This is a genomic window from Ruania alba, from assembly GCF_900105765.1.
GTDB classification, from domain to species: domain Bacteria; phylum Actinomycetota; class Actinomycetes; order Actinomycetales; family Beutenbergiaceae; genus Ruania; species Ruania alba.
This window is the reverse complement of record NZ_FNTX01000001.1, coordinates 743815-765179: the sequence shown is the minus strand read 5'-3', so window position 1 is coordinate 765179 and position 21365 is coordinate 743815. Positions and strand designations below refer to the sequence as shown.

Sequence of the window (21365 nt, the reverse complement as noted above, 5' to 3'; positions counted from 1 at the left end):
CGGGGGTCGTCGGCGGTCAGGAACTCGGGCGGAGCCCCTCGATCTCGGCGGCCAGGTCGTCCGCCTCCGGGCCGACCACCACCTGCACCACCCGACCGGACCGTACGACACCGAACGCACCGTTCGAGCGCAAGTTGTCCTCGTCCACCAGCGCCGGATCGGTCACCTCGACGCGAAGACGTGTGATGCACGGCTCCAGGTCGACCACGTTCGAGTCGCCACCCAGTGCCGCCAGGATGTCTTCGGCCTTGCTCACGTCCACTCCTCCATGCCGCTTGTGATACATCCCACTCTACAACCGCGTAGACCCCACCGGTGCCCACCAGCAGAATGAACGGCAACCGACGAGCCGGAGGCGAGCAATGACGCAAGGCGACCAGAACGTCGTCACCGGGGCGGGCGTATCCCCCGGACGGGCCGCAGGACCGGCCGTACGCATGACCACCGGGGCTGGGGAGCCGCCGCGCCGACGCAGCTCTACCGATGCGGACACCGCGTGCTCCGCGATCGCCAGCGCCGCCACCGCGGTGGCACAGGATCTCGCCGCCCGCGCCCAGACCACCGAGGGAACAGCGCGGGACGTGCTGGCCGCCACCTCGCAGATCGCCCAGGACCCCACCCTGGTCAAGGACGCCCAGCGACGGGTTCGCGAGATCCGGCTGAGCCCGGAGCGTGCCGTGTGGGAGGCCGCCGGAGCGGTGGCCGACCAGTTCGAGTCCCTCGGCGGATACCTCGCCGAGCGCGCGCGGGACGTCATCGACGTCCGCGATCGGATCGTTGCCCACCTGCTCGGCGCTCCCACCCCGGGGGTGCCCGCACGGGAGGAACCGTTCATCCTGATCGCCCGGGACCTGGCTCCGGCGGATACGGCGCAGCTCGACCCGCGTGTGGTGCGCGCCCTGGTGACCGAGGAGGGTGGCCCCACCTCACACACCGCGATCCTCGCCCGGGCCATCGGGATCCCCGCCGTGGTCGGTGTGGGCGAGTCGCTGGACCGGATCGTCGTGGACGAGGTGGTGCTGGTCGACGGCGGCGCCGGCCGGGTGTACCTGAACCCCTCGCCCGAGGCGGTCGAGGCGGCCCGCGAGCGGGCCACCGCGCGCACGTTCACACCCCCGGGTGCCACCAAGGACGGTCATCGGGTGGAGCTGCTGGCCAATGTGGGTGAGGTGGCCGAGGCCGGTCCTGCTGCGGCCTCCGGGGCCGAAGGGGTGGGCTTGTTCCGGACCGAGTTCTGCTTCCTGGACCGCGACGACGAACCGACCATCGACGAGCAGGTGGAGGCCTACTCGGCGGTGCTCGACGCATTCGGCGGCAAGAAGGTGGTGATCCGCACCCTGGACGCCGGTGCGGACAAGCCGATGCCGTTCCTCACCGACAGCGACGAGGTGAACCCCGCGCTCGGTGTGCGGGGGTACCGCACCGCGTGGCACAACCCGGACGTGCTGAACCACCAGCTCGCTGCGATCGCCTCCGCCGCCGACGCCCATCAGGCGGATGTGTGGGTGATGGCGCCGATGGTGAGCCGCGTGGAGGAGGCGGAGTCGTTCGTCGCCGCATGCGAGGCGCACGGGTTACGCACAGCGGGTGTGATGGTGGAGGTCCCGAGCGCGGCCCTGCTGGCTGGGCCGATGCTGGCGCGGGCAGCGTTCGCCTCCATCGGCACCAACGACCTGGTCCAGTACACGTTGGCCGCCGACCGCCTGCTGGGCGCCCTGGCCCCCCTCTCCACGCCGTGGGATCCGGCTGTGCTCCAGCTCATCCAGCTCACCTGTGCTGGAGGGCGGGCGCAAGGCCGCCCGGTCGGCGTGTGTGGTGAGGCAGCGGCTGATCCGGCGCTGGCCGCAGTGCTGGTGGGCCTCGGGGTGACGAGCCTGTCCATGACGCCGCGGGCACTCGGTGACGTGGCGGCGCTGCTCGGTGCGGTGACCGTCGATGAGTGCCGCACGGCCGCCGGGTTGGCCGTGGCGGCGGAGAGTGCCGAGGGAGCGCGCAGGGCGGTGCGAGAGGCCCTCCCGGTGCTGGCCGACCTCGCCCTCTGAGCCCGGACGCTGCTGCCCGGCACCGGGACCGGCCCCGGACCGCCTAGTCTGGGCAGGTGAGCACCCATCCCGCGAGCAATGCCGGACGGCGACCCACCCTGGGTCTGCGCAGCGCCGGTACACCCGGCAACGACCAGCAGGCCACCTTCTACGCGGCCATCGGCGGCGAGGAGACGTTCCGCGCCATCGTGCACCGGTTCTACGAACTGGTCGCCGAGGACGAGCTGCTCCGCCCGATGTACCCCGAGGAGGACCTGGGGCCGGCCGAGGACCGGTTGCGGATGTTCCTCGAGCAGTACTGGGGTGGCCCGACGACCTACTCCGACACCCGGGGGCACCCCCGGTTGCGGATGCGGCACGCCCCGTTCCGGGTGAGCCCCGCCGCCCGTGACCGCTGGTTGGCGCACATGCGGGTGGCCGTGGACGAGGCGGGGCTGGCGCCGGCGTATCACGCGACCCTGTGGGACTACCTGGAGCGCGCCGCGTACTCCATGGTGAACACCTTCGACGAGGAGTAACCATGTCCGAGCCGACAGCCTCGCTCCCCCAGGGTGACGGACCGGAGCCCCTCGCGGCCGTCCTGGCCGCCCTCGAGCTGGAGCAGACCGAGACCGACACCTTCGTCGGTACGTCCCTCCCGCAGCTGCACGGGCGCGTGTACGGCGGGCAGGTCCTCGCCCAGTCGCTGCTGGCGGCCGGACGCACCGTCGCCGACGCCCGCCTCCCCCACTCCGTGCACGGCTACTTCCTTCGACCGGGTGCCCTGGACGAACCGATCACCTTCGCCGTCGAGCGCCTGCGGGACGGTCGCTCGTTCAGTGCCCGACGCACCCATGCACTGCAGTCCGGGGTGCCGATCCTGTCCATGATCACCTCCTTCCAGGAGGAGCAGGAGGGCCTGGAGCACGCCGACGAGATGCCGGACGTTCCGGACCCGGAGTCACTCCCCAGCTCGGTGGAGCTGTTCAACTCGCTGGACCACCCGGTGGCGCAGTTCTTCTACCGCAACGGCGCCTTCGATCTGCGACACACGGCCGGAAACCTGTTCACCGGGCCGGTCGCGGAGCAGACCGACCGGCAGTGCCTGTGGATGCGGTCCCGTGCCCCGATCCCCGGTGACCAGCTGCGGCAGCGCGCCATGCTCACCTACGCGTGCGACCAGGTGATGCTGGAACCGATCATGCGTCGGCACGGCCTGTCCTGGATGACCCGGGAGGCGAGCGTGGCCAGCCTCGACCACGCCATGTGGTGGCACCGGGACGTCGACGCCGGCGAGTGGCTGCTCTACGTCCAGTCCTCCCCGTCGGCCCGCGGAGGTCGCGGGCTCGGCACCGCGAAGGTGTTCAGCCGCGGCGGCGAGCTGGTGGCCAGCATCGCGCAGGAAGGAATGCTCCGGGTTCCCCGGTCAGGCGTCTGAGCTACGTCCGGGCTGCAATCACCGCCGACCGGATCCCCGACGGATCCTCGTTGCGGGCGGGATCCGGCGGGTTGTCGGCCAGCGCATCTCGCGCCTGCGCCACGCCCACGTCGGCGAGAAGGCAGACCAGCGCGGTGCGCGGGTCCTCCGCCTCGGCCAGCACCGCCCCGCATTCCTGCGCCGAGCGTCCGGTGGCCTGCTCCAGCATCCGCACGATCCGCCCGTGCAGCTTCTCGTTGGTGGGCAGCACGTCGATCATCAGGTTCGAGTACGTCTTGCCCAAGCGCACCATCACGGCCGTGGAGAAAGTGTTCAGCACCAGCTTCTGTGCGGTTCCTGCCTTCATCCGGGTGCTGCCGGTGATCACCTCGGGACCGGTGTCCACGAGCACGGCCACGTCCACCAGGGTGGCCAGCTCGGCACCGGGGTTGCACGCGATCAGCCCGGTGCGCGCACCCCGCTCCGCAGCAGCCACCAAGGCGCCCCGCACGTACGGTGTCCGGCCGCTGGCGGCAAGGCCGATCACGAGGTCAGCACCGGTCACGTCAGCCACTGCGCACGCACCGGCCGCCGGGTCGTCCTCGGCACCCTCCACCGGTCGGGTCATCGCCTCACCTCCACCGGCGAGGAACGCCGTCACCTGATCCTCGCCCACCCGGTAGGTGGGGAGCAGTTCGACGGCGTCCAGCACGGCGAGCCGGCCGGACGTTCCGGACCCGGCGTAGATCACCCGTCCACCACCGGCCAACGCGTGCACGCCGAGCTCCACGAGTGCTGCGATCCGGTCACCGGCCGCGGCCACGGCACCAGCGACAGCCGCGTCCTCGGAGGTGATGAGCCGCACGATGCCTGCGGCGTCTTCAGTGTCGATCGCTTCGGTACGTGGGTTGCGATCCTCGGTGCGGGAACGGACCTGCACCGGGAGCTCGTTCGGCTCGGTGGTCATGGACGCTCTCCTCCAGTGGCGAGTCGGCAGGTCTGCGCGGCGGCGCGGGCGCTGGCGAGCCCGATACCGCCGGTGAACACGAGGTGCGGGTGCTCCGGTGCCGCGCCTGCCACCCCGACGTGCACCAGGACGGCGTCGGGGTGGGCGGCGAGCACCTGAGCCAGGCGCGCGTCCGGTTCGCGGGAGACGACGGCGAGTCGGCGCCCGGTCGGGACCGCCACGACCTCGCCTGGCTCCACCCGCGCCAGGGCGCACGCCTCGATCAGCTGGTCCGTCACCGGACCGGACCGAGCACCTGCGGCCTGATCCCAACGCGAGACCAGGTCGATGACGACGTCCCCCGGCTGTAGCTGCACGTCGCCTCGGGTTCGTACCGCCCGGCGCGCTGCGTCGGCTCCGATCGTCTCGACGGCGGCCCGCGCCGTCTCCAGGTCCGGCACCGGGGCGGCCGGGCCACGTCGGCGCAGCGAGGCGACCCGGGCGGCGGCCTCCTGCAGTCGTGCCTCGCTGAGGCGCCCTTCCCGCACAGCAGCCTCGACCGTGGCGACGACCTGGGCAAAGTGCGCTCCGTCGTCGGCGATCTCGGCCGTGGAGCCCAGGCAGAGCAGGTCCGCCCCTGCGGCGAGCGCGCGCACGCAGGCGGCGCCGACCCCGTCGGCGGCGACCGCCTGCATGTCCAGGGCGTCGGTGACCAACGGACCGGTGAAGCCGAGCTCGCGCGCCCGGGCGAGGATCGCCGTCGAGAGCGAGGCAGGTGCTTCGGTGTCGAGCGCGGGCACCATCAGGTGGCCCACCATCAGGGTGTCGATGCCCTCAGCGATCGCGGCGTGGAACGGCGGCAGATCGCGTGCTTGCAGAATCTGCTCGGACACGTCGAGCCGGGGCAGCGCCAGGTGCGAGTCGACGTTGGTGTCGCCGTGTCCGGGGAAGTGCTTGCCGCCGCTGAGGACTCCGGCGCTGCGTAGCCCCCGCACCACGGCCCGGCCATGCCGGGACACCAGGTCGGGATCCCCGCCGAACGCGCGGGCACCGATCACCGGATTGTCATCACGAGCGGCGACGTCAAGCACCGGGGCGAAGGTCAGATCGATCCCGCACGCGGCGATCAGTCCCCCCATCGCACGCGCGCACGCCTCGGTGAGGTCCGCATCGTCCACCGCTCCTAGTGCCGCCGGGGCTGGGAGCAACGAGCCAGTGTCCGCCTGGAGCCGGGTGACGTTCCCGCCCTCTTCATCGATGGCCACCAGCAGGTCCGGATGCTGCCGACGCAGATCCGCGGTCAGTCGCGCGGTGGTGGCCAGGTCAGGGGTGTTCTGGGCGAACAACAACACACCGGCCAGGCCGTCGGCGCCGGACACCCAGCCGGGCACCTCGGTGCCGGAGAACCCGGGGAGCAGGACCGCGTGCACCGCCCGACGCAGGGCCCCCATCATCGACGTCTCCGGAGGTTCGGGCGGTTGGCGGCGCCGCTGCTGCTGCTGCTGCGTAATCTCACCGACCCACCTTATCGACAGTGTGATGGAGGCCTCACTTCCGCGCGATTCGGCGCTTCATCGGCAGAGAGTCTCACTATTCGGACCGAATTGGGCCGGCGTGACCGAGGTCTCCTCCAGGGGTGACCTTTCCGCATCACCATGCCGGAGATCGGGACGTCGTCGGGCCGTGGGAACCTGTGTGCAGCAGGATCCGAGGTTCCCATCGCCCCGCGGAGTGGCTACCGTAGAAAGCCGTATGCCGAAGCCGACAAGTGCAGACTCGACCACTCCGACGCCGACCCGTGACGATCTGAGCATCCGCAGCACCACCGTTGCCGACGGTGGTGCGATGTGGGAACTCGCCCGCGAGTGCGGGCTGGATCTGAATTCTTCGTACGCCTACCTGATCCTCGCTGGGGACTTCTCCGCGAGTTGCCGGCTGGCTCTCCTCGGCTCCGAGCCCGTCGGGTACGTGCTCGGATACCGCCCGCAGGACCGCCCCGACCACCTGTTCGTCTGGCAGGTCGCGGTGAGTTCCCGGGCTCGTGGCCGGGGAGTCGCCGGCCGGATGTTGCACGACCTCCTCGACACCAACCCTGACGTGACTGTGCTGGAGGCGACGGTCGAGGAGACCAACGATGCTTCTCGCGCATTGTTCGCTGCGATCGCTCGCCGCCGCGGTGGCGAGCTGACCTGGACCGAGGGCCTGCGGGCTACCGACTTCCCCGACGACCACGCCGGAGAGCCGCGCCTCGAGATCCGAGGATTGCAGGCTCCCTGAGCCCGCGCAGCACCCTCCGACGACTTCCTGACCACCCTGAGGCTGTTCCCAGCCGCGACCACGAAAGAATGGCATGAGTCTGATGACGAACGATACGACGGCGCTCGAATCCGACGTTCGGAGCTACTCTCGCTCCTGGCCCGCGGTGTTCGACAGGGCCAAGGGTGCCGAGATGTTCACCGAGGACGGCCAGGCCTACCTCGACTTCTTCGCCGGTGCGGGCAGCCTCAACTACGGGCACAACAACCCGCTGATGAAGAAGGTGCTGCTGGACTACATCAGCGATGACCGCGTGGTGCACTCTCTCGACATGCTCACCACCGCCCGCAACGAGTTCCTCACCACCTTCACCGAGCAGATCCTGCGCCCCCGCGGCCTCGACCACCGGGTGATGTTCCCTGGTCCTGGCGGCACGAACGCCGTTGAAGCCGCCCTGAAGCTCGCCCGGAAGATCACCGGCCGCGAAGCGATCGTGAACTTCACCAACGCCTTCCACGGGATGACGCTCGGCGCGCTGTCGGTGACCGGGAACTCGATGAAGCGCGGCGGTGCCGGTATCCCGCTGGTGCACGCCACCCCGATGCCGTACGACGACTACTTCGACGGTGACGTGGCCGACTTCATGTACCTCGAGCGGCTGCTCGAGGATGCGGGCTCCGGTCTGAACGAGCCGGCAGCCGTGATCGTGGAGACCGTGCAGGGTGAGGGGGGCATCAACAGCGCCCGCGCCGAATGGCTGCGGACCCTCGCCGAGCTGTGCAAGAAGCACGGCATCCTGCTCATCGTGGACGACATCCAGATGGGCTGCGGCCGCACCGGAGGCTTCTTCAGCTTCGAGGAGGCCGGCATCGTGCCGGACATCATCACCCTCTCGAAGTCGATCAGTGGCTACGGGCTCCCGCTCGCGCTCACCCTGGTGCGGCCGGAGTACGACGTCTTCGAGCCGGGCGAGCACAACGGCACCTTCCGTGGTTTCGCTCCTGCGTTCGTGACCGCCAGCGAGTCGATCCGCCAGTACTGGTCCGACGACGAGCTCGAGAAGTCGACCAAGGCGAAGGGTCTGATCATCGAGGGTGCGTTCAACGCCCTCGTTGCCCAGTACCCCGATGCCGGTCTGATCTCCAAGGGCCGTGGACTGGCCCGTGGCCTGCAGTTCGGCGAGGCGGCCAACGCCGGCGCCGTGGCCAAGGAGGCCTTCAACCGGGGTCTGCTGATCGAGACCTCGGGCCCGAACGACGAGGTGATCAAGCTGCTGCCGCCGCTGACCCTCACCGAGGACGAGCTGAACCGGGGCCTGGACATCATCCGCGACTCGGTCGCGGCGGTCCTGGCCGGCTGAGCCACTCCCCTCCAGTTCCGGCCGACCACCGGCCACCACCACCTGAGTCGAAAGGTAGATGCCCCATGCTCGTTCGCTCCATCGACGAGATCAACGACACTGACGCCGACATCAAGACCCCGAACTGGCGCAGCAAGCGAATCATCCTCGCCAAGGAGGGGGCCGGCTTCTCGGTGCACGAGACCACCCTGTACGCGGGGACCGAGAACGAGTTCTGGTACGCCAACCACATCGAAGCGGTGTTCATCGTCGAGGGTGAGGGGCAGATCGTGGATCTGGCCACCGACGAGGTGCACGAGCTCAAGCCGGGTTCGATCTACCTGCTCAACAATCACGACAAGCACCGTGTACTTCCGCGCACCGATATGCGTACGGTGTGTGTGTTCAACCCTCCGGTGACCGGTCGGGAGGTGCACGACGAGAACGGGGTCTACCCGCTGGTCACAGAGGAGGCCTGATTCCTCCCGCGAGGGCTGCGACATCCCCGCTCGGATCCACGTGATCTGAGTGGAGAGTCGCAGCTTTCGTCGTTGGTGGGCCCGCGCTGAGCGGGCAAGGAAAGTTCACGACACCCGGCGCGAGCCGGGAGAAGGGAATTCACCGATGACCACCACAACCATCCAGCAGGATCTGTATCCGACCCGCACGGGCGAGGTTCCCGGACCTGCGATCGAGCGTGAGCACCCCACCGTCTGGGGCTCCGAGGCCGATGGCCCGTTCGACGCCGCCGCTCTCGAGGCGCATGAGCAGCGCGGGTTCACCATCCTGGAGAACTTCATCACGCCCAGCGAGGTGGACCTGTACTCGGCTGAGCTGCGCCGGCTCTCCGCCGACCAGAGCCTGGCCGGAGACCCGCGCGTGATCACCGAGAAGTCCACCGGCGCGGTGCGCTCGGTCTTCGAGGTGACCGCCCTCAGTGAGGCGATCGACGCGCTCAGCCGGGATCCACGAGTGCTGGACCGGGCACGGCAACTGCTCGGCTCGGACGTCTACCTGCACCAGACCCGGGTGAACTACATGCCGGGGTTCAAGGGTAGCGGCTTCTACTGGCACTCGGACTTCGAGACCTGGCACGCCGAGGACGGCATGCCCGCCCCGCGAGCGGTGAGTTGCTCGATCGCGCTCACGCCGAACTACCCGTACAACGGCGGGCTCATGGTGATGCCCGGATCGCACAGGACGTACGCTCCGGGCGTTGGCGAGACCCCAGCCGACAACCACTCCTCGTCGCTGAAGGAGCAGACGGTAGGTGTGCCGAGCCAGGAGGCTGTCACTGAGATGGCACACCGGTACGGGATCGATCAGTTCACCGGTCCGGCCGGGTCCGCGCTCTGGTTCGACTCCAACATCATGCACGGGTCGGGGAACAACATCACCCCGTTCCCCCGCTCCAACGTGTTCATGGTGTTCAACTCCGTCGAGAACACGCTCGAGGACCCGTACGCGGCACCCACGCCGCGGCCGGAGCACATCGCCAGCCGGGACTTCACCCCGCTGCGCTGATCCGGTAGCGACACAGAACGGGTCGGTCCCCGCGGGGACCGACCCGTTCGATGTTGTGCGTCGACTAGCGGCGGCGGAACTCGATCGGGTCCTCCAGCAGGGACTCGAGCGCCGTGCGTTCGTCCTCGGTGAGTCGGCGCGGCCGGCCGGAGGCCGCCTCCACCATCACGATCGACGTGGCCGCCTTGGCACAGAGCGTCCCAGCGGGTGAGCGCAGCTCATAACAGACCTCGAGGCTGGCACCGCCGATCCGGCCGATCCACAGGTCGACAGCGACTGGCTCCTGGCTGTAGTCCAGTGGCGCCAGGTACTCGATCTCCTGCCGCGCCACCAGGGTGAAGCTGGTAGCGGTCGGGCCGGCCGTGAGCACCTTCGTGCCCGCGGCCGACCCTCCGTCGGACCAGAACGTCGCGATCCGTGCCTCCTCCAAGAGAGTCAGCATCGCGGCATTGTTGACATGTCCGTAGGCGTCCAGGTCCGACCACCGCATCGGCACCGGCACGCGTACCCGAGGCACGCGGGTCAGTCCCGGGTGAGCTTGCGGTAGGTAACCCGGTGCGGCCGGGCTGCCTCCGGACCGAGCCGCTCGACCTTGTTGGCCTCGTAGTCGGCGAAGTTGCCCTCGAACCAGTACCAGTTGGCCGGGTTCTCATCCGTCCCCTCGTAGGCGAGGATGTGGGTGGCGACGCGGTCCAGGAACCACCGGTCGTGGGAGATGACCACGGCAGAACCGGGGAAGTTCAGCAGCGCGTTCTCCAGGCTGCCGAGCGTTTCCACGTCGAGGTCGTTCGTGGGCTCGTCCAGCAGCAGCAGGTTGCCGCCCTGCTTCAGGGTGAGCGCCAGGTTCAGGCGGTTACGCTCACCACCGGAGAGCACTCCGGCGGGCTTCTGCTGGTCGGGGCCCTTGAATCCGAACTGAGAGACATAGGCGCGCGAGGGGATCTCCACGTTGCCGACCTGGATGAAGTCGTGTCCGTCGGAGACGACCTCCCAGAGCGTCTTCTTGGGGTCGATCCCGCCGCGGGCCTGGTCGACATAGGAGATGTCGACCGTCTCGCCCACCTTGAGCTCGCCGGCGTCCAACGGTTCCAGGCCCACGATCGTCTTGAACAGGGTGGTCTTACCCACACCGTTCGGACCGATCACGCCGACAATGCCGTTGCGTGGGAGGGTGAAGCTCAGGCCATCGATGAGCTGACGGTCGTCGAAGCCCTTCTCCAGATCCTTGGCCTCGATGACCACCGAGCCCAGGCGAGGACCAGGCGGAACCTGGATCTCTTCGAAGTCAAGCTTGCGGGTGCGCTCGGCCTCGGCGGCCATCTCCTCGTACCGGGCCAGACGGGCCTTGGACTTGGCTTGCCGCCCCTTGGCCGAGGAACGCACCCAGTCGAGCTCGTCCTTGAGACGCCTGGCCAGCTTGGCATCCTTCTTCCCTTGGATGTCCAGACGCGCGGCCTTCTTCTCCAGGTAGGTCGAATAGTTGCCTTCGTAAGGGTAGAGCCGGCCACGGTCGACCTCGGCGATCCATCCCGCCACGTGGTCCAGGAAGTACCGGTCGTGCGTCACGGCGATGACGGCGCCGGGGTACTTGGCCAGGTGCTGCTCGAGCCACTGGACCGACTCGGCGTCCAGGTGGTTGGTCGGCTCGTCGAGCAGCAGCAGGTCGGGCTGCTCCAGCAGCAGCTTGGCGAGCGCGACACGACGTCGTTCACCACCGGAGAGGTGCGTGACCTCCGCGTCCCCGGGTGGAAGCTGCAGGGCATCCATCGCCTGCTCGAGCTGGGAGTCCAGGTCCCACGCATCCGCGGCGTCGATCTCCGCCTGCAGGCTGCCCATCTCCGCCATCAACGCATCGAAGTCGGCGTCCGGTTCGGCCATCAGGGCGCCGATCTCGTTGAACCGGTCGATCTTGCCCTTGATCGCCCCGACGCCTTCCTCGACGTTGCCCAGGACGGTCTTCTCCTCGTTCAACGGCGGCTCCTGCAACAGGATGCCGACGGAGTAGCCCGGCGAGAGCCGTGCCTCACCGTTGGAGGGGGTGTCCATACCGGCCATGATCTTCAGGATCGTGGACTTCCCGGCACCATTCGGTCCCACCATGCCGATCTTGGCACCCGGCAGGAACGACATCGACACGTCATCGAGGATGACCTTGTCACCGTGCGCCTTACGCGCCTTCACCATCGAGTAGATGTACTCGGCCACAGTTCTCCCAAGAAGGTAGGGGCGGATCAACCACCCAGACTACGGCCCTTGAGGCCCCCAGGTGTACCTGTGGCCGAGCCACCCGTTCATGCGCCGATCTGCTCCACCAGATAGCCGTCCTCGGAGTGGTCGTCGTCGGAATTCAGATCCTGCGTACCATCGGCATCCTCGGGGACCTCCTCCAGGCCGGAGACGTCGACGCCGTCCGCCGCGAGGCCGTCATCCTCGTCGGCCGCTGACCTGCGGGTGACCCGACGCACGTTCGCTTCGGCGAAGTGCAGGTCGGGGCCGAAGGCGTGGGCGACGATGACTGCGCTCCACCGTGGCTCACCGTCGCGGGAGAGATACTCCTCGTGCTCGAGGCGTCCGCGCACCAGCACAGCGTCGCCCTTGCGCACGCTCCCGGCCACGTTCTCGGCGAAGTCGCCGAAGAACTTCACCGAGAACCACTGCGTCGTACCGTCGCTCCACTCCCCGTCGCGGTCCCGGATCCGCGGCGTGCTCGCCACGTTCAAGCGCAGGAAGGGCTGGCGCCCCTCCCGCTGGTTCAGGGTCGGGTTGTGCCCCACGTACCCGCGAACTGTCACATCGACCTCGTTGGCCATCGTGCGCTCCTTGCGTCCTCGTGCACCGGACTCTCCGGTGCACGACTTCAGCGTGGGCGCTCGGGCATTGAGGCGTCGGCGCGTCAAGGACGGGCTGTGGACACCGAGTCATCGGCGATGCACCTGTGGAGCGAGCCCTGCATGGCGAGGCCCCACCTCGCAGCACGGGCGCCGACCGGGGTGCTACCCGTGCACCCCTCGGCGGACCTGAGCGTGCTCGGCCAGCGGAGCAGCGGTGGGCTCGACCAGGTCCTCGCTGACCACCTGGGCGAGGGCCGCCGTCGTTCTCTTCAGGTAGTCCTCGGCGCGCTGGTCTCCCGTGGCCCGCCGGCGGCGGCGTGCCGCCACCAGGAAGGCGATCAACACGAACACCTGCGCGAGGGCTGCTCCGGCGAGCGACGCGGCAGCGACCCCGGATACGGACCACACTGCCCCGGCCGCGATCAGCAGTCCCAGTGCGAGGCCACCGGCAACGAGCCCGAGGATGCGGAACGTGGCCGCACCCTGGTCCCGTCCCGAGGGCAGCGTGCTGCCGGAGAGCGCACGCCAAACGTGGGCGCTGAAGTCGGCAGCGCTCGGCACGTCGGCCAGCACGGACTCCTTCCACGGTCCGGGCATCCCGGTCGTCGCGTCGGCGATCCACCGGTCGCGGATCGCCTGCACCCGGCTGTTGGCGGGCTCCTGCACCGGTGCCAGCGCGATCGGGCGCGGTGAGCTGACCGCAGTCCGCACCGACTCAGCCACCGATGGAACCCCAGAGGCGACCGCAAGCTGCTCGGCGGCGGCGGGTGCTGTGGGCGGGGAGTTGTCCTCGGTGCCGAGGTGCTCGGCGAGACGCCTGGTAATCGCACCGACCTCAGCGCGGGCAGTGCGTGCGGCGACCGATTCGCCGGCGATCACGTCCGCGAGCGCCTCGCGCAGACCATCCACACCAGTGCCCTCACGTGCGGAGACCAGCTCGATCCGCACGTCGGCCAGGCCGTCGTCGACGAGCAGCCTCCGCACGTCGTCACGGACTCGTTCGTGGGCGGACTCCGGCAGCGTGTCCACCTGATTGATCACCACGATCATCGCCTCATGACGGGCAGCGAGAGCGCGCAGGTACTTCTCGTGCAGGACGTTGTCGGCGTACTTCTGCGGGTCGACGACCCAGATGAGCAGGTCGATGAGCGGGAGCAGGCGGTTCACCTGCTCGGCGTGCCCGGACTCCACCGAGTCGTGGTCGGGCAGGTCCAGGAGCACCAGCCCGGACAAGGCGTCCTCGGAGTCGCCGTCCAGTGCTGATTCCCGCTGGATCCGCCGGTCCGGGACCACCTGCAGGAAGTCGAGCAGGGCGGTCGCCTTGCTCCCCCACACGCATGCGGCCGCACGGGAGGTCGTGGGGCGGATCACCCCGACATCGGCGAACTGCAGGTGAGAGACGGCGTTGAAGAGACTGGACTTGCCGGAGCCGGTTCCTCCCACGAGCGCCACGACCGTGTAGTCGACGCCGAGCTCGAGGCGACGCGTGACCCGTGCGAGATCCTCGCGCGCCACGGAGACCACGTCGGCCGGGACACGATCACCGGCGATGTCCAGGGCATCGGAGATCTCGTCCACCCGTTGGCCGAGCTTGACTCCCACACCGTCGGCCGGGCGCGCGGTGTCGAGCTCGGCGAGAGTCTCGCTCACAAGTATCCCTTCAACTCTGAGGCACGCAGTCGCAGGCTACGTGCGGCTTGCTCGTCCACCCCGAGGTCCTCCAGGGCGGCGATGAACGGTTCCGCCTCAGCCACGACAGCGACGTGCGCCCAGGATCCCAGATCCTCGTTCAGTCGAGCGACGACGGCGGCCCCTCGCTCGCCGAGCATACGCGTCACGGCACGGGAGGCGCCGTCCAGGCCGACGGCGGCCGCCTCCACCAGGGCGACCTTGCCTGCCTCGTCCAGCCCGGCGTCGTCGGCGGTGAAGGTGAGCGTGGCGCACAGTTCGGCCACCACGTCGTCCCATTCGGAGAACAGCATGGCCAGGCGCTCGGCTCGGCCGGCCGTGCACGTGGCGGGTGCGACGGCCTCGGTCACCTGACACCCTGCCGGGGACTCCTCGGCCGCCGTCCGCAGGGCGCGCTCAGCGCGCTCGCCGGCCTCATGGATCAGGGTGCGGGCGGCGTTGATGGCCACTTCGCGCAGCGACCGCACCGACTCCAGGCGAGCGGCGTTGGCGCGGCGGACCCGCCACGACTCGAACAGGTTGGCCGGGGCGGCCACCAGTGGGGAGAGAATGCCACCGCTGCTCGCACCGGCGAGCCATGCGGTGGTCGGGGCGCCGGTCGCGGCAGCGCCGGAGGTCAAGTCCGTCCTGACCTGGTCGGCGGAGGCCGCGGTGGCCGCGTTGAGCTGATTGCGCAGGGAGAGGTTGGTGCGACGCTGGTCCTCCATCGCCACGGCCACTGCCTGCACGTCCTGGCGGAGAGCCGGCCACGCTCCGCGCACGGTCCGCGCGATCACACTGCGCGACTGGCTCTTCGCCCCGAGCACGGTGAGCCATTGCGTGAACTCCCGGATCCGATGGTCCGGTAGCGCCCCCTCGAGCGGGCCGACGTCGGGGATGACGAAGAACGGCACCGAGCCGAACCCTTGGGCTTCCAGGCGCTCGAACAGGTCCCTGCGCACGGTGGCGAGCGCCTCGGGATCCACGCGGTTGAGGATTACCGAGAGGGACACGCCTCGTTCGGAGGCGGCCTGCAGCCGGGTCCACGGCACAGCGTCGCCGTAGCGGGAGCCGGTGGTGACGAACACCCACAGGTCCGCGAGCTCCACGAGCTCATCGGCCAGGCTCCGGTTCCCGGCGTGCACCGAGTCCAGGTCGGGCGCGTCGAGGAGCGCCATACCCCGGGGGACGTCCTCGCTCGGATTCACCCGAGCCACCTCGGTCACCGGGTGGGTGTCCATCAGCTCGGCATCGAGCGGGTGCACCACGAGGATGGGTTCTCGGGTGGTGGGGCGCAGCACCCCGGCCTCAGTGACCTCCCGGCCGACCACCGAGTTGACGATGGTGGATTTGCCGGCCCCGGTGGACCCACCGACCACGACGATCACCGGCGCCGCGACCTGCTTCAGCCGGGGCAGCAGGTGGTGGCGCACCTGGGTGGCGAGCCGGTCACGCTGCACGCGGCACTCCGCCACACCGGGCACCTCGAGGGGCAGCGAGGCGGTATCCAGGTTGTCGAGCAGGTGCTCGATCACCTCGACCATGGGCACGGGCCCGTCGAGATCGGACTGGATGTGCTCGGCGGTCTCCTCCGGCGCGCCGTGGTCCTCCGTGCTCGGATCGTGCGGCGGAGTCGCGGGGGTCGGGGTCACGTGACTACCCTGCCGTCTCGGAGGTCGCTGGGCCAACTCTTGCTCACCCCATGATCGTTGACGGCGCTGCGAACCGGTGCATGAACCACGCCGATATCCTAGGTGGACGCCCCCGTAGCTCAATGGATAGAGCAACGGCCTTCTAATCCGTAGGTTGCAGGTTCGAGTCCTGCCGGGGGCACCAGCGACGAAGGAGCTGTGCACCCACAGGACGAGGAGGAGCGCAGCGACGGCCCTGCCGGGGGCACCAGCGACGAAGGAGCTGTGCACCCACAGGACGAGGAGGAGCGCAGCGACGGCCCTGCCGGGGGCACCAGCGACGAAGGAGCTGTGCACCCACAGGACGAGGAGGAGCGCAGCGACGGCCCTGCCGGGGGCACCAGCGACGAAGGAGCTGTGCACCCGCAGGACGAGGAGGAGCGCAGCGACGGCCCTGCCGGGACATTCAGGGGAGGCCGGGCCACGCTGTCCTGGTATCGGGTGCTCACCGCCTCCAGAACAGGTGGTGCCTCACACCACTTGGGCTCGGCACCACCTCGAGGTGGAATCGGTCGAGCAACTCCTCGGGTGACTGCCATAGTCGGACGCCCGATCCGAGTTCGACGTCCGAAACCGCAATGTGCATCGTGTCGACCAGATCGGCGTCGAGGAACTGGCGGATGGTTGTTGCGCCACCCCCCAATCGGACGTCCTTGCCTTTGGCCGCAGCCTTGGCCCGTTCCAGCGCTTCTTCGGGCCCAGCATCCAGGAAGTGGAAGGTGGTGTCGGAGAGGGTGAACGACGGCCGCTCGTGATGAGTGAGCACGAACACCGGGGTGTGGAAGGGCGGCTCGTCGCCCCACCAGCCGCGCCATTGGCGGTCCCGCCACGGCCCACGCTGCGGTCCGAACTTGTTGCGCCCCATGATCTCGGCACCGATGTTCCGAGCGAAGTCGCGAGTGAAGTAATCGTCAAGACCGCGGGTTCCGCCGGGGTCGGTCCGGTTCGGCCAACTGGCCGTGGCCCCTGCCCAGGCGAACATGTCGCCGGGGTCGGCATGGCCGAACGGCCGCTCCAGGGACTGGTTCTCACCGGCGCCGAATCCGTCGCGCGAGAGGTTGAAGCAATGGACTCTGAGCAATTGATCCATATGAACTCTTCCGTGCTCCTGATGCGTGTGCGTGGCTATCGGGGTAGATGCGTGATCTCGAGGTACGTCGCCAGGGCGTCCAACGTCGAGGCGAGGCCTTCGGCGGCACGCTCAGTCTGAAGCTCGTGTGGCAGCTCCCGTTGATGGACACTGACGCACGTGTCTTCACCCACACCACGCAACGTGATGGTCGTCCTGATCCCGGTCAGTGGCTCGTCGAAGACCATCTCCTGTGGTGCGGCAAGCCGTCGGTAGAGGAAACGGAGTCGATGTCTGGAGCCGTCCGGCGCTTGGGTATCGAGAGCGAATCCTCCTCCAGCGCGAAGGTTCACCTCCACCGACTCCGGCGGCACCATAGCGTGGGTGCCACCCCAGAACGCTGCGAGACTCGCCGGCCGTGTGAACGCCTCCCAGACTTGTTCAGGTGTCGCTCGTAGGCGACGCTCGGCGATCAGCTCGCCATCGCGAAACTGCGTCGTGCTCGCGGTCACTGTCCCTCCTTCGAATGCTCAAGATGCGCTTCAAGCGCATCGAGCCGGTCGTTCCACTCGCGGCGCTGATCGTCGATCCACGTACTCAATCGATCGAGCTCCCTGACGTTGAGCCGACACGGCCGGCGCGTTCCGTCACGAGACTGGTCGACCAAGCCTGCCCGGCGCAGGACCGCCACGTGGTGTGAGATCGCCTGTGGCGTGAGCGCGAACGGCTCGGCCAGTTCCTTCACGGTGGCCGCGCCCGCAGCCAGGCGATTCACCAGCCTCCGGCGCACCGGGTCAGCGAGAGCGGCAAACGCGGCGTCGAGAGCCGGGTCCACATGGGCCAGTGACGAGCGCATGCCCTCACAGTACAGAAAACTCTTACTTGCGCAAACTCTTACTTGTATATACCTAGGCGCGACACAGCCTGCGGTGGCCGCGTTCAGCCCATACACCACCACCAGGCACGTCGGCGTCATGGCCGCCGGCTGACCCGGGCCACAGGCACCCGACGTAGGCCATGGCCGGAATGTCAGACCGTCCGCCTACGGTGAAAACGGTTGGACGACACCTGCTCCCCCATCGAAGATGGAAACGAGACGACCCGCCGTCAGAAAACCGCCACCCGCGGACCAACAGAGAGGACCCCCGTGACCACCCCCACGGACCAGCTCGCCATCCATACCGAAGGGCTGGTGAAGAAGTTCGGCGACAATGTCGCCGTCGACGGCATCGACCTGGCGATCAAACGCGGAGGTGTCTACGGCGTCCTCGGACCCAACGGCGCCGGCAAGACCACCGCGATCCGCATGCTCGCCACGCTGCTGCGCCCGGACGCCGGACACGCGCACGTGCTCGGGCACGACGTCTTCGCCGAGCCGGCGACGATCCGCAGCAAGATCGCCCTCACCGGCCAGTTCGCCTCGCTGGACGAGGACCTGACCGGGATCGAGAACCTCATCCTGCTGGCCAAGCTGCTCGGCTTCCGGACCCGGCCTGCCCGTGCACGAGGCATGGAGCTGCTGGAGGCATTCGGGCTGTCGGACGCCGCGAACCGGCAGGTGAAGAAGTACTCCGGCGGGATGCGCCGCCGCCTGGACATCGCCGGCTCGCTGCTGGTGACCCCGGAACTGATCTTCCTCGACGAACCGACCACCGGGATCGACCCGAGGAGCCGGAACCAGGTGTGGGACATCATCCGCACGCTGGTGGCATCCGGCACCACGGTGCTGCTGACCACGCAGTACCTGGAGGAGGCGGACCAGCTGGCCGACCGGCTCGCCGTGATCGACCACGGGAAGGTGATCGCCGAAGGGACACCGGGCCAGCTCAAGGCGCAGGTCGGGTCCGGGGCGTTGAAGGTGCGGGTCTCCGACCCCGCCCAGCGCGAGCTGGCTGCCGACATCCTCGGCACCACGATCCACGCCGAGGTCACTCGGGAGGCCGACAACGCGTCCCTGCTGGTGCGGCTGAACGAGAACTCCCGCGCTGCCGAGGCCCTGACCGCGCTGGAGCAGGCGGAGATCGAGATCGAGACGTTCGCGCTCGGGCACCCCAGTCTCGACGAGGTCTTCCTGGCCCTGACCGGTAAGCGCACCGATGACGACCCCGAGGACTCTGCTGGTTCGGGCACCAGCAATGACGACGAGAAGGTGAACGCCTGATGACCGCCACCACGTCCACCCGGACCGTCGAGGCCAGCGCGGAACCGGAGAAGATCCGCAAGATCCTGGTCAGCGCAGCCGACCGCCCGCATCGGGCCGGACCGGTGAGCGCCTCCCTCACCTACGGCTGGCGTGCGCTGCTGAAGATCAAGCACGTCCCGGAGCAACTCTTCGATGTGACGGTCTTCCCGATCATGATGACCGTGATGTTCACCTACATCTTCGGTGGTGCACTGGCCGGCTCGGTGGGCGAGTACGTGCAGTGGTTGATCCCGGGGATCTTCGTGCAGACACTGATCATGATCACGATGTACACGGGTCTGACCCTGAACAAGGACATCTCCAAGGGTGTCTTCGACCGGTTCCGCTCGCTGCCCACGTGGCGGCCCGCCCAGCTGGTGGGTGCGTTGCTCGGGGACCAGGTGCGCTACACCCTCGCCGGGATCATCATCCTGGCGGTCGGGTTTGTGATGGGTTTCCGTCCCGACGGCGGTCTGCCCGGTGTGGTGGCCGCGTTCGTGCTGCTGCTGGTGTTCTCGTTCGCCGTCTCCTGGATCTGGACGGTGGTGTCCCTGTCCGTGCGCAGCGAGCAGGCGGCGATGGGGATCTCCATGTTCATCCTGATGCCACTGACGTTCGCCTCGAACATCTTCGTCGACCCGACGACGATGCCCAGCTGGCTGGAGAGCGTCGTGGAGGTCAACCCGGTCTCGGTGGTGGTCACCTCCGTCCGCGAGCTGATGACCGGGGTCTACGACGCCGGTTCGCTGGTGACCGTGCTGATCTACTGCGTGGTGCTGGTGGCCGTGTTCGGCCCGATCTCGATGTTCATCTACAACCGCAAGTCCTGACGGCGGAGCATCGCCGCGTACTCAGCCCTTGCCGTCGCGCTGGGGCTGAGTACGCTGAGCGCCCATGACGGCGTCGTCCCTGACCGACTGGCTGCTCGACTCCGACCCGGCGCTGCGCTGGCAGGTGGAGCGCGATCTCGCCGGCGAGCCGGAGCGGGTCTGGCAGGCGACCCGCGCTCGCGTGGCGGCCGAGGGTTTCGGTGCCCGACTGCTGGCCCACCAGGACGCCGACGGCCAGTGGGCCGGCGGGGCATACTTCCCGGCCGACTTCTCCAGTGAGCTGTTCGACGCCGAGGGGCAGCCGTGGACGGCGACCACATGGAGTCTGAACGCACTCCGGGAGTGGGGAGTTCCGCCGTCGGCACTCGGCGACACCGCTGACCGGTTGGCGGCGAACAGCCGCTGGGAGTACGACGACCTGCCCTACTGGGGCGGTGAGGTGGATGCCTGCATCAACGCTTTCACGCTCGCCAACGGCGCCTGGCTCGGAGTGGATGTCACGCCGGTCGCGGAGTGGTTCGTCGCCCGGCAGTTGCCCGACGGCGGCTGGAATTGTGAGTGGGTGGAAGGCTCGACCCGGTCCTCCTTCCACTCCACCTTGAACAGCCTGGTCGGGATCCTCGAGTGGGAGAACACCACGGGCGGCGCTGATGCGCTCCGGGACGCCCGGCATGCCGGTGAGGAGTACCTGCTCACGCGGAACCTGTTCCGGCGATTGAGCACGGGTGAACCGGTCGGCGACTGGGTCACCCGGTTCCGGTATCCGCTGCGGTGGTCCTACAACGTGCTCCGCGGATGTGACTACTTCCGTGCGGTCTGCCTCGCCGAGGAGCGCGGGCCGGACCCGCGGATGGCCGAGGCGATCGAAATGATCCGGGCGGCCGAGCAACCGGACGGCACCTGGGTGCAGGCGGGTCGACACCCGGGCCGGATGTGGTTCGAGATCGATGTTCCGGCTGGTGAATCGTCCAAGTGGCTGACGTTCTACGCCCGCCGGGTGCTGGACTGGTGGGACTCCCGCTCCCCCAGCTCCTGATCCGCCGGTGGCTCAGTTGAGGAGCTTGCGGACGGTGCGCAGGTTGCGGGTGGTGGTGTCCGCCTTGAACCGCTTCCGTGCCAGCACCTTGGCGATCGGCGTGTCCAGGCTGCGCCCCTTGGGGGTCTCCCAGTAGAGCACCCGCTCCCCTGCAGCAACCCGCTCCACGTCGTCGGCCCGCTCCGGCGGGCCGTGGACCGTCTCCTGCAGCGCCGCGAGCGCGCCGGCGTCCCGGCAGAACACCACGTACGGATGGTGCGTGGACTCGTCGGTGTCGAACGGGTAGTCGGCGGCGATCCGGGCCAGCTCGTCCTGCTCGACCACCTGCACCCAGGCGTCATAGCCGAACCGGTCCCGCAGAGCGACCTCCACCAGCTCACGGATCTGTTCCCCGGGCCGGTCGTCGGCGAGAATCACGTTGCCGCTGGCGAGCACGGTCCGCGCGCCTGGGAATCCGGCCGCGTCCAGGGTGGCGCGCAGGTCGGCCATCGTCATCGTCGTGCCCTGTACGTTCACCCCGCGCAGCAGCACCACCTGCGTCCTCATGATGAGGAC

At 68.8% G+C, this 21365-nt stretch carries 22 protein-coding genes and 1 tRNA gene; 11 read left to right on the top strand and 12 right to left on the bottom strand.

Translation table 11 applies throughout. The features are described 5' to 3' along the window. Window positions 1-16: 16 nt before the first annotated feature. Complete coding sequence (locus BLU77_RS03550; RefSeq protein ID WP_175476927.1) at window positions 17-256, bottom strand: PTS sugar transporter subunit IIB; 240 nt, start codon at window positions 254-256, stop codon at window positions 17-19. Between the two features lie 106 nt (window positions 257-362). Here BLU77_RS03550 and ptsP point away from each other — a divergent pair, with 106 nt between their 5' ends. From ptsP to BLU77_RS03535, 3 genes are all read left to right on the top strand, one after another. Further along, window positions 363-2042, top strand: coding sequence for a phosphoenolpyruvate--protein phosphotransferase (gene ptsP, locus BLU77_RS03545; RefSeq protein WP_089771719.1), 1680 nt, complete (start codon window positions 363-365; stop codon window positions 2040-2042). 104 nt (window positions 2043-2146) lie between these two features. After that, entirely contained in the window at window positions 2147-2560 is a 414-nt protein-coding gene (locus BLU77_RS03540) for a globin (RefSeq protein ID WP_089772949.1), read from the top strand. A 2-nt stretch (window positions 2561-2562) separates the two neighbouring features. After that, the gene (locus BLU77_RS03535; RefSeq protein ID WP_089771718.1) at window positions 2563-3459 is read left to right on the top strand and encodes an acyl-CoA thioesterase; all 897 of its coding nucleotides are present in this window, start codon (window positions 2563-2565) and stop codon (window positions 3457-3459) included. Window position 3460: 1 nt separating this feature from the next. On the opposite strand, the gene BLU77_RS03530 is transcribed toward BLU77_RS03535, so the two are convergent. Both BLU77_RS03530 and BLU77_RS03525 read right to left on the bottom strand, forming a co-directional pair. Continuing rightward, entirely contained in the window at window positions 3461-4405 is a 945-nt protein-coding gene (locus BLU77_RS03530; protein WP_089771717.1) for an N-acetylmuramic acid 6-phosphate etherase, read from the bottom strand. Continuing rightward, on the bottom strand, window positions 4402-5838 hold the full coding sequence (locus BLU77_RS03525; RefSeq protein ID WP_089771716.1) for a glycoside hydrolase family 3 N-terminal domain-containing protein: 1437 nt from the start codon (window positions 5836-5838) through the stop codon (window positions 4402-4404). Before BLU77_RS03525 ends, BLU77_RS03530 begins: the two co-directional genes overlap by 4 nt. 298 nt (window positions 5839-6136) lie before the next feature. On the opposite strand from BLU77_RS03525, the gene ectA reads away from it, so the two are divergent. The 4 genes from ectA to thpD all read left to right on the top strand — a co-directional run bounded on the left by ectA (window position 6137) and on the right by thpD (window position 9503). After that, a complete protein-coding gene (gene ectA / locus BLU77_RS03520; RefSeq protein ID WP_089771715.1) occupies window positions 6137-6661 on the top strand; it encodes a diaminobutyrate acetyltransferase in 525 nt (174 codons plus the stop codon). A gap of 82 nt (window positions 6662-6743) precedes the next feature. Further along, the gene (gene ectB / locus BLU77_RS03515; protein ID WP_089771714.1) at window positions 6744-8000 is read left to right on the top strand and encodes a diaminobutyrate--2-oxoglutarate transaminase; all 1257 of its coding nucleotides are present in this window, start codon (window positions 6744-6746) and stop codon (window positions 7998-8000) included. A 65-nt stretch (window positions 8001-8065) separates the two neighbouring features. Continuing rightward, a complete protein-coding gene (locus BLU77_RS03510; protein ID WP_089771713.1) occupies window positions 8066-8458 on the top strand; it encodes an ectoine synthase in 393 nt (130 codons plus the stop codon). A gap of 145 nt (window positions 8459-8603) precedes the next feature. Next, complete coding sequence (gene thpD, locus BLU77_RS03505) at window positions 8604-9503, top strand: ectoine hydroxylase (protein WP_089771712.1); 900 nt, start codon at window positions 8604-8606, stop codon at window positions 9501-9503. Between the two features lie 64 nt (window positions 9504-9567). Here thpD and BLU77_RS03500 read toward each other — a convergent pair whose 3' ends face one another. From BLU77_RS03500 to BLU77_RS03480, 5 genes are all read right to left on the bottom strand, one after another. Beyond that, window positions 9568-9993: an acyl-CoA thioesterase gene (locus tag BLU77_RS03500; RefSeq protein ID WP_089772948.1), complete on the bottom strand. Its 426-nt coding sequence runs from the start codon at window positions 9991-9993 to the stop codon at window positions 9568-9570. Between the two features lie 32 nt (window positions 9994-10025). Continuing rightward, window positions 10026-11708, bottom strand: a complete 1683-nt coding sequence (gene ettA, locus BLU77_RS03495) for an energy-dependent translational throttle protein EttA (protein WP_089771711.1) — start codon at window positions 11706-11708, stop codon at window positions 10026-10028. A gap of 86 nt (window positions 11709-11794) precedes the next feature. Beyond that, window positions 11795-12313, bottom strand: a complete 519-nt coding sequence (locus BLU77_RS03490) for a single-stranded DNA-binding protein (protein ID WP_089771710.1) — start codon at window positions 12311-12313, stop codon at window positions 11795-11797. Between the two features lie 183 nt (window positions 12314-12496). Next, a complete protein-coding gene (locus BLU77_RS03485) occupies window positions 12497-13984 on the bottom strand; it encodes a GTPase (protein WP_139177574.1) in 1488 nt (495 codons plus the stop codon). After that, window positions 13981-15654, bottom strand: coding sequence for a GTPase domain-containing protein (locus tag BLU77_RS03480; protein WP_089771708.1), 1674 nt, complete (start codon window positions 15652-15654; stop codon window positions 13981-13983). The genes BLU77_RS03485 and BLU77_RS03480 overlap by 4 nt, the downstream gene beginning before the upstream one ends. Before the next feature lie 108 nt (window positions 15655-15762). On the opposite strand from BLU77_RS03480, the gene BLU77_RS03475 reads away from it, so the two are divergent. After that, window positions 15763-15838: transfer RNA gene (locus BLU77_RS03475), tRNA-Arg, on the top strand. 300 nt (window positions 15839-16138) lie between these two features. Here BLU77_RS03475 and BLU77_RS03470 read toward each other — a convergent pair. Genes BLU77_RS03470 through BLU77_RS03460 form a run of 3 tightly spaced genes read right to left on the bottom strand, consistent with a single transcriptional unit; the run spans window position 16139 to window position 17597 of the window. Beyond that, window positions 16139-16783: a dihydrofolate reductase family protein gene (locus BLU77_RS03470; protein ID WP_089771707.1), complete on the bottom strand. Its 645-nt coding sequence runs from the start codon at window positions 16781-16783 to the stop codon at window positions 16139-16141. 35 nt (window positions 16784-16818) lie between these two features. Further along, window positions 16819-17274: an SRPBCC family protein gene (locus tag BLU77_RS23155; RefSeq protein WP_089771706.1), complete on the bottom strand. Its 456-nt coding sequence runs from the start codon at window positions 17272-17274 to the stop codon at window positions 16819-16821. After that, window positions 17271-17597: an ArsR/SmtB family transcription factor gene (locus tag BLU77_RS03460; protein ID WP_245708650.1), complete on the bottom strand. Its 327-nt coding sequence runs from the start codon at window positions 17595-17597 to the stop codon at window positions 17271-17273. The genes BLU77_RS23155 and BLU77_RS03460 overlap by 4 nt, the downstream gene beginning before the upstream one ends. A gap of 312 nt (window positions 17598-17909) precedes the next feature. Between BLU77_RS03460 and BLU77_RS03455 the strand changes: the two genes are divergently transcribed. From BLU77_RS03455 to BLU77_RS03445, 3 genes are all read left to right on the top strand, one after another. After that, on the top strand, window positions 17910-18923 hold the full coding sequence (locus tag BLU77_RS03455) for an ATP-binding cassette domain-containing protein (protein ID WP_089771704.1): 1014 nt from the start codon (window positions 17910-17912) through the stop codon (window positions 18921-18923). Then, window positions 18923-19774: an ABC transporter permease gene (locus BLU77_RS03450; protein WP_089771703.1), complete on the top strand. Its 852-nt coding sequence runs from the start codon at window positions 18923-18925 to the stop codon at window positions 19772-19774. The genes BLU77_RS03455 and BLU77_RS03450 overlap by 1 nt, the downstream gene beginning before the upstream one ends. A gap of 64 nt (window positions 19775-19838) precedes the next feature. Then, window positions 19839-20810, top strand: a complete 972-nt coding sequence (locus BLU77_RS03445) for a squalene cyclase (RefSeq protein ID WP_089771702.1) — start codon at window positions 19839-19841, stop codon at window positions 20808-20810. A gap of 12 nt (window positions 20811-20822) precedes the next feature. Here the strand turns inward: BLU77_RS03445 and BLU77_RS03440 are convergent, their stop codons facing one another. Beyond that, on the bottom strand, window positions 20823-21356 hold the full coding sequence (locus tag BLU77_RS03440) for a DUF1697 domain-containing protein (RefSeq protein WP_089771701.1): 534 nt from the start codon (window positions 21354-21356) through the stop codon (window positions 20823-20825). Between the last annotated feature and the right edge of the window lie 9 nt (window positions 21357-21365).